Origin of the sequence: Embleya australiensis (genome assembly GCF_051903075.1) — a bacterium.
In the GTDB taxonomy this organism is placed as follows: domain Bacteria; phylum Actinomycetota; class Actinomycetes; order Streptomycetales; family Streptomycetaceae; genus Embleya.
In genome coordinates this window covers 1675464-1689339 of the sequence record NZ_CP182423.1, presented here as the reverse complement: position 1 = coordinate 1689339, position 13876 = coordinate 1675464, and the positions used below count along the sequence as shown (strand labels likewise).

General features: G+C 71.2%; 12 protein-coding genes and 1 pseudogene. 4 read left to right on the top strand and 9 right to left on the bottom strand.

Annotated elements, in window-relative coordinates:
- Positions 1 to 86 precede the first annotated feature (86 nt).
- Together ACMXN5_RS37690 and ACMXN5_RS37685 are read left to right on the top strand one after the other, a co-directional pair.
- A complete protein-coding gene (locus ACMXN5_RS37690) occupies positions 87 to 1358 on the top strand; it encodes an AAA family ATPase (protein WP_439679413.1) in 1272 nt (423 codons plus the stop codon).
- Positions 1358 to 3244 (top strand): tetratricopeptide repeat protein, encoded by a 1887-nt coding sequence (locus ACMXN5_RS37685; RefSeq protein ID WP_439679412.1) that lies wholly within the window; start codon positions 1358 to 1360, stop codon positions 3242 to 3244. The genes ACMXN5_RS37690 and ACMXN5_RS37685 overlap by 1 nt, the downstream gene beginning before the upstream one ends.
- 65 nt (positions 3245 to 3309) lie before the next feature.
- Here ACMXN5_RS37685 and ACMXN5_RS37680 read toward each other — a convergent pair whose 3' ends face one another.
- Positions 3310 to 3987, bottom strand: a complete 678-nt coding sequence (locus ACMXN5_RS37680; protein WP_439679411.1) for an alpha/beta fold hydrolase — start codon at positions 3985 to 3987, stop codon at positions 3310 to 3312.
- 113 nt (positions 3988 to 4100) lie between these two features.
- Here ACMXN5_RS37680 and ACMXN5_RS37675 point away from each other — a divergent pair, with 113 nt between their 5' ends.
- Both ACMXN5_RS37675 and ACMXN5_RS37670 read left to right on the top strand, forming a co-directional pair.
- On the top strand, positions 4101 to 4916 hold the full coding sequence (locus tag ACMXN5_RS37675; protein WP_439679409.1) for an AraC family transcriptional regulator: 816 nt from the start codon (positions 4101 to 4103) through the stop codon (positions 4914 to 4916).
- A gap of 11 nt (positions 4917 to 4927) precedes the next feature.
- Entirely contained in the window at positions 4928 to 5413 is a 486-nt protein-coding gene (locus ACMXN5_RS37670; RefSeq protein WP_439679408.1) for a DUF5990 family protein, read from the top strand.
- 73 nt (positions 5414 to 5486) lie between these two features.
- Here the strand turns inward: ACMXN5_RS37670 and ACMXN5_RS37665 are convergent, their stop codons facing one another.
- From ACMXN5_RS37665 to ACMXN5_RS37630, 8 genes and pseudogenes are all read right to left on the bottom strand, one after another.
- Entirely contained in the window at positions 5487 to 6611 is a 1125-nt protein-coding gene (locus ACMXN5_RS37665) for a hypothetical protein (RefSeq protein WP_439681359.1), read from the bottom strand.
- A gap of 195 nt (positions 6612 to 6806) precedes the next feature.
- Positions 6807 to 8561: an FAD-dependent oxidoreductase gene (locus ACMXN5_RS37660; RefSeq protein ID WP_439679406.1), complete on the bottom strand. Its 1755-nt coding sequence runs from the start codon at positions 8559 to 8561 to the stop codon at positions 6807 to 6809.
- The gene (locus tag ACMXN5_RS37655) at positions 8561 to 8824 is read right to left on the bottom strand and encodes a UBP-type zinc finger domain-containing protein (RefSeq protein WP_439679404.1); all 264 of its coding nucleotides are present in this window, start codon (positions 8822 to 8824) and stop codon (positions 8561 to 8563) included. The genes ACMXN5_RS37660 and ACMXN5_RS37655 overlap by 1 nt, the downstream gene beginning before the upstream one ends.
- Before the next feature lie 7 nt (positions 8825 to 8831).
- Positions 8832 to 9287: pseudogene (gene trxA / locus ACMXN5_RS37650) on the bottom strand (thioredoxin); the annotation flags it as partial.
- Positions 9284 to 11926, bottom strand: a complete 2643-nt coding sequence (gene clpB, locus ACMXN5_RS37645) for an ATP-dependent chaperone ClpB (RefSeq protein ID WP_439679403.1) — start codon at positions 11924 to 11926, stop codon at positions 9284 to 9286. The pseudogene trxA and the gene clpB, both read right to left, overlap by 4 nt.
- Entirely contained in the window at positions 11917 to 12324 is a 408-nt protein-coding gene (locus ACMXN5_RS37640; RefSeq protein WP_439679401.1) for a chaperone modulator CbpM, read from the bottom strand. The genes clpB and ACMXN5_RS37640 overlap by 10 nt, the downstream gene beginning before the upstream one ends.
- Positions 12321 to 13274, bottom strand: coding sequence for a DnaJ C-terminal domain-containing protein (locus tag ACMXN5_RS37635; protein WP_439679399.1), 954 nt, complete (start codon positions 13272 to 13274; stop codon positions 12321 to 12323). The genes ACMXN5_RS37640 and ACMXN5_RS37635 overlap by 4 nt, the downstream gene beginning before the upstream one ends.
- Positions 13275 to 13280: 6 nt before the next feature.
- A complete protein-coding gene (locus tag ACMXN5_RS37630; protein ID WP_439679397.1) occupies positions 13281 to 13871 on the bottom strand; it encodes a nucleotide exchange factor GrpE in 591 nt (196 codons plus the stop codon).
- Positions 13872 to 13876 lie beyond the last annotated feature (5 nt).

Sequence of the window (13876 nt, the reverse complement as noted above, 5' to 3'; positions counted from 1 at the left end):
CGCGCCGACCGGCCGGATAGCGCGGGAGCGTCGTGCCGGGCCTCGCCGTGCGGATAGGTTCCTGCGGAGTCCACGGAGGGAATTGCATGTCGGTCGCAGGTTCTTCCGGGAGTCCGCTGATAGAGGCACTGCGGCAGGCGGTTGCGGCGGCGCCCGATCGGCCCGAATACCGCCTGCATCTCGCGGAAGCCCTGATCGCCGGGGGTGCCGCGGTGGACGCCGTCATGGAGATCGCCGAGGCGCTGAAGCTGGATCCGGGTTCGGTCGCGGCGCGAGATCTGATGGCCGTGGCCGTTGGTCGGGCCGCGGGCTCCGCGCCGACCGAGGCCACGCGGCCCGCCGCCCCCGAGCCGTCCCCGCCCCCGGCCGACGCGCGGACGGCTTCCTTCGACTGGTCGGCCGCCGAGAACGATCTGGGCGACACCCCGCAGCCCGAGCGCTTTCGGGTCGCCAACCATGACGAGCACGGCCCCGCCGACACGTTCGAGACCGAGCGCCCCACCGTCACGCTCGCCGACGTGGGTGGCCTCCAACACGTCAAGGACCGCCTCGACAGCGCGTTCCTCGCCCCCATGCGCAACCCCGAACTACGCCGCATGTACGGCAAGTCGCTGCGCGGCGGCCTCCTGCTGTACGGCCCGCCGGGTTGCGGCAAGACGTTCATCGCGCGGGCGGTGGCCGGCGAACTGGGCGCGTCGTTCGTCTCGGTCGGCATCTCGGACGTACTGGAAATGTGGATCGGCAACTCCGAGCGGAACATGCACGAGATCTTCGTGGCCGCGCGCCGCCACGCCCCCTGCGTGCTGTTCTTCGACGAGATCGACGCCCTGGGCAGGCGCCGGAGCCAACTGCACAGCAGCGCCATGCGCACCACCGTCAACCAGTTCCTCCAGGAGTTGGATTCCGTCGACGCCGGAAACGAGGGCGTGTTCGTACTCGGCGCCACCAACAGCCCGTGGGATGTCGATCCCGCGCTGCGCCGCCCCGGCCGCTTCGACCGCACCCTGCTGGTCCTGCCCCCGGACTCGCCCGCCCGTGAGGAGATCCTGCGCTTCCACCTCCGAGACCGTCCGATCTGCGAGATCGATGTGCCGTCGCTCGCCGGGCGCACCGAGGGCTATTCCGGAGCGGACCTGGCGCACCTGTGCGAGTCGGCCGCCGAGAAGGCGCTCGTCGACTCGATCCGCACCGGCGAGGTACGGCTCATCGGCATGCCCGATTTCGACGCCGCTCTGGGCGAGTTGAAGCCCTCGGTCACCGCCTGGTTCGAGGCGGCCAAGTCCGTCGCGCTGTTCGCGAACGAAGGGGGCGCGTACGACGATTTGGCTGCCTATCTCCGCGAGAAAAGGCTGCTCTGATGCCGGTCGGCGGGGCCGGCGACGTACTGGGCAAGGACGTCGCGCGGGCGCGAAATCTGATCGACATCCACAGGTACGGCGACGCGGAGGCCGTACTGCGCCGCGTCCTCGCGGCCGATCCCGACCACTTCGGCGGTCTGTCGTACCTTGCGTGGTTGTTGGATCTCGACAACCGTCTGACCGAGGCCGCCGAGGTCGCCGCCCTGCTCGTCGCCCGCTACCCCAACGACCGGGAAGGCCATCGGCGCCTCGGGTGGATCCGCTTTTATCAGCGACGCAGGGTCGAGGCCGAGGCGCACGCCCGCCGCGCCGTCGAACTCGCCCCCCACGCCGCCAACACGTGGACGTTGCTGGGCAGGATTCTGGCCCTGTTTCCGGGCCGCACGGACGAAGCGCTCGCGGCCGCCGACGAGGCCATTCGGCTGGATCCGGACAGCGGTACGGGGTACCAGGTCCGCGCTCGCATATACCGTGCGAGCAAGCGCTGGTCGGACGCGGAGGCCGCGTTGGCCGAGGCCCTCGCCCGCGCCCCGCACAGTACCGACAACCTGGCGGACATGGCACTGGTGAAAGTGCGGCTCGGGAGGGTCGAGGAGGCGCGCGGCCTGCTGACGAGCTGCCTGCGTCTGGATCCGTCACCGAGGGCCGTCCGCGGGGTGATCCGAGACATCGAGACCAACGGCCTGTGCGAGCAGTTGGCCGATGTCCACGCACTGGCCTGCCTCGCCGTCGGGCGCCCCCGTCTCAACGTGCCGGGAGCCGCCGGGGACGACGGCGAACTCCTCACCGAGCAGGCGCGGTTGGCCCAGACCCTGTGGGGGGAGGCGAAGGTGTCGGGACACACGTGGCCCAGGGCGGCGGGCGAGCAGGCCCGCGCACTGGTCGCCGCGATCCTGGCGGCCGACCCGACGCACCGCGTGGGCCGCGAAGCGGCGATGACCATCGCCGACGAGGACGGGGACCACGTCGGTGCGGACGCCCTGGCGACCGGCCTGCTTGCCGAAGGGTACGACGACGTACCGCGCACGTACCTCGTCGCCATCGACGCCGCCGTGAAGCTTGACCGGGCCGCCGATGCCCTGGATCTCGCGCAGGCCGCCGCGGCCCGGCATCCGGACCACCTCGACCTCTGGTGTTGGCATTGGCGCATGCTGCTCACCGCTGGGCACCGCACGGAGGCGGTGGCCGCGGCCGTACACGCGACACGGCTCGCGGCCGAGAGCCCCCGCCGTCCGCTCATCGAACTCGCCCGCGCGGCAACCGAGTCCGGCTCCAGTCAGGACGCGGTGCAGCTCTTGGACGCGGTCCTGACACCGATTACGGGCGCCCACGTCGGCCGGATGCACCGCGCCGCACTGCTCGTACGGGCCCACAGGTTCGTCGATGCCGAAACGTTGTTGGCCTCGGGCCCGCCGTCGGCCGACGGGCTGACACACGCGATGCTCGCCTCGGTCCGTCTGACGCAGGGCAAGCGGACGCAGGCACTCGCCGACTTGGAGAGGGCGTTCGCCGCGCCTTTGCGGGGTTTGACGGTACCTCGGCTGATTCGGGACCAGGTACGGAGCTGGGGGGTGCCGTACGCGCTTCGCGAGGTCTACCTCCAAGCGCTGACCCTGTTGGGTGAGGCGGACTCGTCGAACGCCACGGCCCCGTCGGACAGGGCGACCCTCTGGTACGGACTCGTGGGTCTGTTCATGATCGCGGCGACAGAGGACAACCCGGAGGCGCTGCGGTGGGCACGAGCCGTCGCGGCGGATGCGCGCGCGCTCGACCCGAAGCACGCGTCCGGCTCCGCGATCGAGGCGATCCTCGCCGACCCGGAATCCGCCGACGCGCGCACGTTCGTGGAGACGGTACGCACGGGCTTGGCTGCCGCCGTGACGTGACCGGGTGAGCCCGGACCGGCGACGCGACCCCGGTCGTTCTCGCTGCACCACATCCCCGCACGACCTCAGGTTGCCGACGGCTTGTTCAGGAGTTCGGCGACGGCTTGCGGGGCCTCGCGCATGGCGTTGTGGACTGTCGGGATGTCGTGGACCTGCCAGGCCGGGTCGGCTTGTAGGCGGCTGCGGAGGTGGGTGAAGGGGGTGCCGTCTTCCCAGCCGGAGCAGTACACGAACTCGCGGTGGGGGACGCGGTCGACGGCGCCGGTGAGGCGGATTGCCTGGGTGAACGAGGCGAGGGGGTGGGGGCGGCGGCGGGGGTCGCCGCCGGCGGGTGGGAGTACGGCGTAGCCGTTGGTCGCGGCGCCGGCCAGAAACTTCTGTCGGTAGCCGTCGCTCGTCGACGACCAGCACGATTCGCCGTCGCGCGGGACGTAGGCGTCGAGGTGGACGAGGCGCGCGACCCGGCCGTCGGCTCGGTCGGCGGCGGCCGAGATCACCATGCCGCCGTAGCTGTGGCCGACCAGTGTCGCGTCGGTGAGGTGGGCACGGTCGAGGAGGCGCAATACGTCGTCGGCGTGCGTGTCGAGGTTGGTGGTCGCCACCGTCGCGGCGTCGTCGTGGGGCCGCAGGCCGGTCAGGGTGAGGGCGTGGACGGTGTGCCCGGCACGCTCCAGGAGCGGTGTCACCGGGTCGAAACACCACGCGCCGTGCCAACCGCCGGGTACGAGGACGAATGTCGCCATGGGCTTTCCTTTCTTCGACCGCGGCGGCATTGCTGGGGTGCGCCGTCTGCGGCTCGGGACCACTCCAGATCACCACGTCGGGCCCTGGCCGACCACCGATAAACTGCCGCATCATGCCCGATCACCGCCAACCGCGTGGAAGCGCCGAAGTGACGTCGGAGGTGTGGCCGTCCGGTGGGCGCCACCTCTGGCCGTCCGGCGGAGCGAGCGCGCCGCAGTCGCATTCGCGCGGGCACCTGGTGTACGCGGCGACCGGCGTCCTGACGGTGCACACCGATCGAGGCACCTCGATCGTCCCGGCCGACCGGATCGCCTGGACGCCCGCCGGATGCCCCCACCGGCACCGCGCCCACGGCGACACCGACATGCGCATCGTCTTCCTCGCCCCGTCCCTGGCCCGGCGCATCCCGGACCGGCCTGCCGTGTTCCTGGCGTCCGGCATCGCGCGCGAGGTCCTGCTCGCGCTGACCGCGCCGCGCGAGGACGGCGGCTCCGCGGCGCAGGCGTATGGCCGCGGTGCCCGTTCCCGCCTGCTTCGTGTGCTCGTCGACGAACTCCGGGAGACGCGCGAGCAGCCACTGCACCTGCCGGAGCCCCGGGACGACCGTTTGCGATCCCTCGCGCGGATCCTGTCCGAGACCCCGGCGGACAACTCCACGCTGGCCGAACTCGGACGTGCGGTCGGCGCCGGCTCGCGTACGCTCAGCCGCCTGCTGCGCGACGAACTCGGCATGACCTTCCACGAGTTGCGCACCCAACTGCGCATCCACCACGCACTCGTACTCCTCGCCGCCGGCCACGACACCACCCGAACCGCTCACGCGTGCGGATGGGCCAACCCCAGTAGCTTCATCACCGCCTTCACCCACATCATCGGCACCACCCCGGGCCGCTACCGCACCGGCGGTGCGGACCGACGCGATCGGTGAGGATGGGCGGCATGTGGATCCGCATCGACGCCGACAACCTCCCCGGCCGCACGTGCCCGCCGCCGACCGGCACGGGTCCCGCCGAGGGCCCGCAGTACACGAACGTGCACGTCGCCGTGCAGGGCCGCCGCCCGACCGACCTGCTCGACCCGGTCCCGGGCGACGCCGCCTCCGCCTCGTGGACCTTCGCGTGCACCACGGTCCCGAGGTCGGACACCCCGAGCGGGATCGACCTGCGCGGCGCGCACATCCAGGGGCGACCCGGGGACCGGTTCGTCTACCTGACGTGGGGCACCGTCGACGCGGCCGGGTCCTTCACGATGTTCCGCCGCGCCAAGCTCATGCTCGCCGCCGTACCCGACGACGTCCTGATTCGCGCCGCCGCGTCCGGAGTACTGACCGCGCACCTGGGCCTGACGGACGGCCGCGGCGAACCGGTATGCGCCCGCGTCGTCCCACCGGGCATCACCTGGTCCCACGCGAGCGGAACGCCCTGATGCGGTAGGGGGCCTCGCCTATCGTCGATGGACACCCTCCGCCCGAGCAACGGAAGTTCGTGTCGATATCGGCTCACTTCGAGGGCTGGTCGTCCTGGAGCGTTTGACGTCGTTCCTGTTCACGCTTGGAGTAGGCGGCGGCCCGGATCGCCTCGTCGCTCTCCAAACCTGATCCCAGCGCGCCGCCCACGGTGGCGACCGAAGCGACGAACCAGGACAACGTCCAGTACTCCGCGGCGTGCAGCGGGGTTTGTGTCATGGAAGCGAACACCCGGCCGTTGAGGATGAACAGTGCCCACAGCAAGTTGATGACGAGCAGACCCACATAGCAGACCAGCACCCCGATACCCACAGTCACGACCGTGGAGGCGTTGTAGAGCCGCGCCCTCTGCTTCGCCTCCGGTGAGCCCTCCGCTGTGCGATGCCACAGCTCCCCGTCCACGATCAGCCAACCGATCATGAGCCCGACGGACCCGACCATGGCGATCACGAGGCGTGGCACGCTCAGGGCCGCGGCAAGGCTCCAGACGTTGGAGTCCAGGGTGGCGATGGCCCCCGTGGCGAGTGCGGCCGCCAGGGCTTTCGACAAGCCCGTCACCAACCGCCACGGCCGGTTGGCGCGGACCATGCCGAGGAGCACCCTCAGGTAACCGCGCGGGCCGCTGACGACGTACCGAAGGTCGGCGGTCTCGCTCCCACCGACCGGACCCGGGTGGATGGAGGCGAAACGACGGGCAAAGGGCTCTCGCAGCGGCTGAATCCCCGGAGGTACTTCGGCCCCGGTGGCCCGCGGACCCGCCAAGCCGAGTACGGCCGCTTCCACGGCCCGCCCCGCCATCGTCCGCAGCCGCAAGCCCCCCAGCGAAGGAAGAGACAGCAGTGCCAAGCCGTGTTCGTGACTCAGATTCGCGACGAGCTTGCGCCCGTGCGAGTGCAGCGGAAGGTCGGTGAGGGCCACGACGATGTCCCAGCCCTCCGCACTGCCGCGATCCATGATCCGGTGCATCAAGGTGGACGGGTCCTCGGTACCCGCGGTGAACGGTTCACTGACCACCTCGACGTCGAACCGATGACCCGGACCCGACGCGTCGGCGAGCCGATCGGGAAGGGTCCGGGCCAAGCGCCGGGCGATCTCCGTCGGCACGTCCGGATCCGCCAACAGACCCACCACCGTTACGCCCTGAGATGACACCCGCATGACTGGACCCTCCTCGTCGGCTGCCCGGCGATCCCACCCACGCGGGCAGTACGGCCGGATCTCCTCGTCTTCCCGGCACCGGGCCCGCCGCACCTGCGGGCGATCTCCGTTCACCACCACGAACACGCCCGCTCCGGCCTCGTCCCGGCCCGCACCGCACGCCCTGCGCGTCCCCCGCCGTCGTAGAGGAGGGAGTCACCGCCGGGACACGTGCCGGACCGCCGTCGGCGGATGCTCCTCGGGACCGGCGACGCGGCCCAGGTTGCCGGTCTGCTGTCGGTGCTCGTGCACGAGGTGGATCGCCATGGCGCCCTCGCCGGTCGCCGAGGTCACCCGTTTGACCGAGCCGCTCCTGACGTCGCCGGCGGCAAAGACCCCGGGAAGGGTTGTCTCGAGGGGCAATGGCCCACGGCCGAGCGGGTCCCACCGGGTCCTGTCGGCTGCCGCCTGGGCATCGGCGCCGGTGAGGACGAAGCCCTTCTCGTCCAGGGCCGGCACGCCGTTGAGCCATTCCGTGCGTGGGCGGGCCCCGATGAAGACGAACAGCGCCGCGGCTCGCAACTCCCGGCGTTCACCGCTCGCCTTGTTCTCCACGGTCAGGGACTCCAGTTTGTCGTCCCCGGTGATGCCCCGGACTTCGGTGCGGAGCAACACCTCGATTTTCGGGTGGCGTTCGACACGGTCCACGAGGTATCGCGACATGGCCGCGTCGAGCTCGCCGGCCCGGACGAGGAGGCGGACCCGGGAGGCGTGGTCCGCGAGGAACAGCGCCGCCTGGCCGGCGGAGTTCCCGCCGCCGACCACGGCGACCGGATCCGCCTGGCACAGACTCGCCTCGTGGATCGTCGCGGCGTGGTGGACGCTGATGCCCTCCAGGCGGTCGATGCCGGGCACGTCGAGCCTGCGATAGGACACTCCCGAGGCGAGCACGACCGCGCCCGCCCGAACCTGGGACCCGTCCGTGAAGGTGACCGTGTACCCGTCGTCCTGCGGGATGAGCTCGCCGACCTGGGCCGGCACCATGAGGTGGGCGCCGAACTTGTGGGCCTGGAGTACCGCGCGTTCGATGAGCTCGCCGCCGGAAATGCCCGACGGGAAACCGAGGTAGTTCTCGATGCGAGACGAGGTGGCGGCCTGGCCTCCGGCGGCCACGGCGTCGACGGCGACCGTGGTGAGGCCGTCGGAGGCGCCGTACACGGCGGCGGCGAGTCCCGCGGGCCCGGCACCGATCACCATCACGTCGCATCGCTCGGCCTTCGGCGAGGGGGCGGGCAGTCCGATGAGCCGGGCGAGTTCGGCGTTGGTCGGATTGCGCAGCACCCGCTCGAACTTCCAGAGGACCACCGGGGTCTCCTCGGGGCGGATGGCGAACCGGCGCAGCAGTGCCTCCGCCTCCTCGTCCTTCTCCAGGTCCACCCAGCGGTGGGGCAGCCGGTTGCGGGCGGCGAACTCGCGCAGCCGTACCGTGTCCGGCGAATAGCACGACCCCAGGATCCGAAAGCCCGCGCCCAGCCCGATGAGCAGATACCTCCGGCACAGGTAGGCGCGGAGGATCAGGTCGCCGAGGACGGGGTCGCGGCCGACCAGGGTGCGTTGCCGCTCCACCGGTACGGCCAGGATCTCGCCCGCCTCGCGCACCACGGCGGTGTCGAACGCCGCCTGGCCTTCCAGCAGCCCGAGTTCACCCAGAAATCTGCCGGGTCCGTGCACCGCCACCGTGCGCTCGTCGGGTCCGCCGCGGTCGTGGAGGATCTCGACGGTTCCGCCGAGGATCACGAGGAACTCCCGGAATGGCTCGCCCTCGTGATACAGGACCTCGCCCTCGGCCGTTTGCCGGCGTTCACCGTGCGCGGCCAAGTCCCGGAGCTGCTCCGGTGTCAGGCGCGGGAACGCCCCGTATCGGTCCGGTGTCTCGCGAACCGCACCAGTGCCCTGCTCGTCGGTGCCCATCAGGTCAGGGCCTCGTGGACATGGCACCAGCGCCAGTCCTCGCCCGGCTGGAACGATCGCACGATGGGGTGGCCGACGCCGGCCGCGTGCCGCCTGGCGTGCTTGAGGGGCGAGGAGTCGCAACAGCCGACGTGCCCACAAGTGAGGCAGAGCCGTAGGTGCACCCACGGGGAGTGCAATCCGAGGCACTCCTCACAACCCTGCGGGGTACGCGGTGTCACCGGACGCACCATCGCCAGGTGTGGGTCGGGGATTGTGGTCATGAGGGGCTCCTTCGGTGTTGGGATGCCGGCCGGCTGTCGCCTGCTCGACCCACGAGCGCAGGACGTGCGCGGGTGCCGCGCCGGCCTGCCGGGCGACCGTCCCGCCCTGGTCCAGGACGAGCAGGGTCGGCACCGCCTGCACCTCGAAGCGGCGGCCGACCCGCGGGTTCTTGTCGACGTCGACCTTGACGAGTTTGATCCGTCCGGCGAGGTCCCGGGCGACCTGTTCGAGGGCAGGGCTGACCATGCGGCAGGGGGCGCACCAGGTGGCCCAGAGGTCGACGAGGACGGGCTGGGTGGCGTTGTCGGCGATCTCGGCGAAGTCGTCGTCGCCTGCGTCGACGATCCAGGGCAGGAACTGCTTGCAGTGGCCGCATTTGGGACGCCCCCGGGCGGCCACCGGAATTCGGTTGTCGCGCCCGCAGTTGGGACAGGTCACCGTCGTCGTCCGGGTGGTGTTCATGTCGCTCTCTCCTCCCGGGCTCCTCCCTCCTGTTGCTCGTAGCTCACCATCAGCTCTCCGTGCCGGGCGTCGACGCGTACCGTCGCGCCGTCCTGGACGTCTCCGCTCAGCAGGGCGCGCCCGACCAGCGTCTCGACCTCGTGGGAGATGTAACGCCGCAGCGGCCGGGCCCCGTACACCGGGTCGTAGCCTTGGTGGGCGATCAATTCGCGCGCGGTGTCGGTGAGTTCGACGGTGATGCGACGTTCGGCGAGCCGCCGTCGCAGCTCGTCGAACTGCAGTTCCACGATGCGCTCGATCTGCTGCTCGCCGAGCGGCTTGAACAGCACGATGTCGTCGACGCGGTTGAGGAACTCCGGGCGGAAATGCCCGCGCAACTCGCCCATCACCAGGGCGCGCGCGTCCGGCTTGATCTCGCCTTCGGTGGTGGCCCCGTCGAGGAGGTGCTCGGAGCCGATGTTGGACGTCATGATGATCACGGTGTTGCGGAAGTCGACGGTGCGGCCCTGGGCATCGGTGATGCGGCCGTCGTCGAGAACCTGCAGCAGGGTGTTGAAGACATCGGTGTGCGCCTTCTCGATCTCGTCGAACAGCACGACCGAGTACGGCCTGCGGCGTACGGCCTCGGTGAGCTGGCCGCCCTCCTCGTAGCCGACGTATCCGGGCGGGGCCCCCATCAGCCGGCTGACGGTGTGCCGTTCCTGGTACTCGCTCATGTCGAGGCGGACCATGTTCTCCTCGGAATCGAACAGAGCCCGGGCGAGGGTCTTGGCCAGTTCGGTCTTCCCGACACCGGTGGGCCCGAGGAAGACGAACGACCCGATGGGCCGACGCGGATCGCGGATGCCGGAGCGGGCGCGGATGACCGCGTCGGCGACGAGCTTGACCGCCTCGTCCTGGCCGATGACGCGCTCGCGCAGGATCTCGTCCAGCCGCAGCAGCTTCTCGCGTTCGCCCTCCTGGAGGCGGGCGACGGGGATGCCGGTCCAGGCGGCGACGACCTCGGCGATCTCCTCCTCGGTGACGACCTCGCGCAGCAGCCGGTTCCGGCCCTGCTTGGCAGCCAGTTGCTCCTCCTCCGCGGAGAGCCGGCGCTCCAGATCCCGGAGGCGGCCGTAGCGGAGTTCGGCGGCGCGGTCGAGGTCGTAGGCGCGTTCGGCCTCCTCCGCCTCGTGGCGGACCCGCTCCAGTTCCTGGCGCAGTTCCTGCACGCGCCGGATCGCCTGCCGCTCCGCCTCCCACTGCGCGTGCTTGGCGTCGGCATCGCCGCGCAGATCGGCCAGTTCCCTGCGCAACTCCTCCAGGCGGGCTTCGCTGGCGGGATCGCTCTCCTTGGACAGGGCCGCCTCCTCGATCTCCAGCCGGGTGACGCGGCGGGTGATCTCGTCGAGTTCGGCGGGCATCGAGTCGATCTCGGTGCGCAGCCGGGCACACGCCTCGTCGACGAGGTCGATCGCCTTGTCGGGGAGGAACCGGTCGGTGATGTAGCGCCGGCTGAGCGTGGCCGCGGAGACCAGTGCGGTGTCCTGGATCTTCACGCCGTGGAAGACCTCCAGACGTTCGCGTAGTCCGCGCAGGATGGAGATGGTGTCCTCCACGCTCGGCTCGTCGACCAGGATCTGCTGGAACCGGCGTTCGAGGGCGGCGTCCTTCTCGATGTGCTTGCGGTACTCGTCGAGGGTGGTCGCGCCGATCATGTGCAGTTCGCCGCGCGCGAGCATCGGCTTGAGCATGTTGCCCGCGTCCATGGCCCCTTCGGCGGCGCCCGCTCCCACGACGGTGTGCAGTTCGTCGACGAAGAGCAGGATGCGCCCCTGGGCGGCCTTCACCTCGGACAGCACGGCCTTGAGGCGTTCCTCGAACTCGCCGCGGTACTTGGCGCCGGCGACCAGGGAGCCCATGTCGAGGGCGAACACGATCTTGTCGCGGAGTCCTTCGGGCACGTCGCCGCGGACGATGCGCTGGGCGAGTCCCTCGACGACGGCGGTCTTGCCGACGCCGGGGTCGCCGATGAGGACGGGGTTGTTCTTGGATTTGCGGCTGAGGATCTGGGTGACACGGCGGATCTCGGCGTCCCGGCCGATGACCGGGTCGAGCCTGCCGTCGGTGGCTTCGGCGACGAGATCGCGGCCGTACTTCTCCAGTGCCTCGTAGGCCACTTCGGGGTTCGCGGAGGTGACGCGCTGGTTGCCCCGCACCCGGGTGAGCGCGCCGAGGAACGAGTCCGCGGTGATGCCGGCCTGTTCGAGCAGTCGCCCGGCGGTGGTCGAGGGGCCCTCCCGGGCCAGGGCGAGCAGGAGGTGCTCCACGGAGACGTATTCGTCCTTGAGGCGTTTGGCCTCCTGTTCGGCGGCATCGAGCAGGCGGGCGAGGCGTTGGGTGACGAAGACCTGGCCTGGCGTCGCGCCGGGGCCGGTGACCTTCGGGCGGCGGGAGAGTTCCTCGCGTACGGCCCCGCGCAACTCTTCCGGCCCGGTGCCGGCCTGTTGCAGCAACCTGGGGATCAGGCCGTCCTCCTGATCGAGGAGGGCGAGAAGCAGGTGTTCCCCGTCGACCTCGGTCTGGCCCATGCGGACGGCCGCGGTCTGGGCGTCCTGGAGGGCTTCCTGGGATTTTTGGGTGAGGCGGTTCATGTCCATGGGGGTGGTTCACTCCTCGTGCCGTGCCCGCGCAGGGCGGCTTCGAGCAGGCTGATGCGGTCGAGCAGGTCGAGCACCAGGCCGATGGATGCGTAGTTGAGGCAGAGTCCGGAGCGCAGCCGCTGGATGCGGGCGAGGACCGCCGGGGCCTCGGGGGCGAACACCAGGTGCCCCGCGGCGTCGCGTTCGGCGTCGACCAGGCCGAGGGCGACGAACCGGCGAACCAGCACGGGGTGGAGGCCCGAACGACGGGCCACGGCGTGCAGCGAGAGCCTGGGGACGGGCACGAGCGCGTACCGGACGGCCGTCGACGCGGTGGCATGGGAACTCGTCGGTATCGAACGGTCGCCGACGTCCGCCCGGCCGGCACCTGCCGTTCCCGCACGTTGGTCGTTCATGGTGTCCTCCTGGGGTCGAACGAGGAGGTGGCGGCGAGTTCCTCGAACAGTTCGCGCTCCCGGTCGCCGAGGGTGGGCGGCACCATGACGCGGAGTTCGGCGTACAGATCGCCGTCGGCGCCGTGCGGGTTCGGCATGCCCTCGCCGCGCAGTCGCAGCCGCCGGCCACTGGACGAGCCCGCGGGCACCGTGACCTTGGCCGTGCCGCCACCGGGGGTGGGCACCGGCACGGTCGCGCCCAGGGCCGCCTCCCAGGGGGCGACCGGGACCTGGACGCGCACGTCGCGGCCGTCCAGCCGGAACCGGGGGTGAGGCCGGATACGCACCCGCAGGTACAGGTCGCCCGCGGGGGCGTCGCCACCGCCCCGGCCGCCCTCGCCCGTCAGTCGGATGCGCTGCCCGTCGGTGACGCCCGACGGCACCGCGACCTCGTACCGCCGCGGCTTCCCGGTGGGGCCGGCGAGTGTGACGGTGCGCCGGCCGCCCCGGTACGCCTCCTCGACGGTGAGGGGCAGTTCGGCCTCCTGGTCGGCTCCCGGTACGCCGGAGCGGGCGGCGCCCGCCCCGAAGATCGAGCCGAGCAGGTCCTCGATGTCGACACCCTCTCCGGCGAAGTCGTCGCCGAAGCCGGTGGTGTATCGGCCACGCGGGCCGCCGGCGCCCGCGGTCCCGCGAGCGCGGAAGCCACCGCCCGCGCCGGCCGCGACCCGTTCGTCGAAGTCCTCGGGGATCTTGCGGAAATCCGCACCGAAGCGGTCGTAGCGGGCTCGGGTCTTCGGATCCGACAGGACGCTGTAGGCCTCGTTGAGGTCCTTGAAGCGTTCCTCCGCCCCCGGGTCCTTGTTGACGTCGGGGTGGTGCTTGCGCGCGAGCTTGCGATAAGCCTGCTGGATCTCGTCCTGGCTCGCGGTCCGTGACACGCCCAGCACCTCGTAGAAGTCCTGTGCCATGACCGCTCACTCCCGCTTCGCGACGGTCACGGCCGCGGGCCTGAGCTGCCGTTCGCCGTCTCCGTAGCCCGGGCGCAACACGTCGACGACCGTGCCCGGTTCGGTGTCGGGGGCCTGGACGACGCCGACCACCTCGTGCCGGGCCGGGTCGAAGGCGACGCCGGACTCCGCCCGCCGCGGGTAGCCGAGCCGTTCGAAGACGTGCACTGCCTGATCGCGTACGGCGCGGATGCCCTCCACGACCGCGCCCGGTTCGGCGTCGGCGTGGGTCAGGGCGAGTTCGAGGTTGTCCAGGACGGGTAGGAAGGCTGCCGCCGTACCGGCGCGCTCGGCCGCCCGTTCCCGCTCCAGTTCCCTGGCGTGGCGTTTGCGGAGGTTGGCGAGGTCGGCGAGCGCGCGACGCCGGCAATCCTCCAGTTCCCGTATCGGGTCCTCGGCGGGCGCGGGGTCGGTGGTGTCGGGGCCGGGTTCGTCGTTCGCGGCTTCCGGGGGGTCGGATCGCGGCGAATCCCCGCGAGGAGAGCGCACGGCGCCGTCCGGGACCTGTTCGACCGGATCCGACGCGTCCCGGTCCGGTTCCTGGGAGTGGCTGCGCATGGCGC

Coding starts and splice junctions, on each gene's coding strand:
- ACMXN5_RS37670 (WP_439679408.1), top strand. CDS start 4,928: ATGTGGATCCGCATCGACGCCGACAACCTCCCCGGCCGCACGTGCCCG.
- ACMXN5_RS37680 (WP_439679411.1), bottom strand. CDS start 3,987: ATGGCGACATTCGTCCTCGTACCCGGCGGTTGGCACGGCGCGTGGTGT.
- ACMXN5_RS37675 (WP_439679409.1), top strand. CDS start 4,101: ATGCCCGATCACCGCCAACCGCGTGGAAGCGCCGAAGTGACGTCGGAG.
- ACMXN5_RS37685 (WP_439679412.1), top strand. CDS start 1,358: ATGCCGGTCGGCGGGGCCGGCGACGTACTGGGCAAGGACGTCGCGCGG.
- ACMXN5_RS37655 (WP_439679404.1), bottom strand. CDS start 8,824: ATGACCACAATCCCCGACCCACACCTGGCGATGGTGCGTCCGGTGACA.
- ACMXN5_RS37690 (WP_439679413.1), top strand. CDS start 87: ATGTCGGTCGCAGGTTCTTCCGGGAGTCCGCTGATAGAGGCACTGCGG.
- ACMXN5_RS37635 (WP_439679399.1), bottom strand. CDS start 13,274: ATGGCACAGGACTTCTACGAGGTGCTGGGCGTGTCACGGACCGCGAGC.
- clpB (WP_439679403.1), bottom strand. CDS start 11,926: ATGGACATGAACCGCCTCACCCAAAAATCCCAGGAAGCCCTCCAGGAC.
- ACMXN5_RS37660 (WP_439679406.1), bottom strand. CDS start 8,561: ATGGGCACCGACGAGCAGGGCACTGGTGCGGTTCGCGAGACACCGGAC.
- ACMXN5_RS37640 (WP_439679401.1), bottom strand. CDS start 12,324: ATGAACGACCAACGTGCGGGAACGGCAGGTGCCGGCCGGGCGGACGTC.
- ACMXN5_RS37665 (WP_439681359.1), bottom strand. CDS start 6,611: ATGCGGGTGTCATCTCAGGGCGTAACGGTGGTGGGTCTGTTGGCGGAT.
- ACMXN5_RS37630 (WP_439679397.1), bottom strand. CDS start 13,871: ATGCGCAGCCACTCCCAGGAACCGGACCGGGACGCGTCGGATCCGGTC.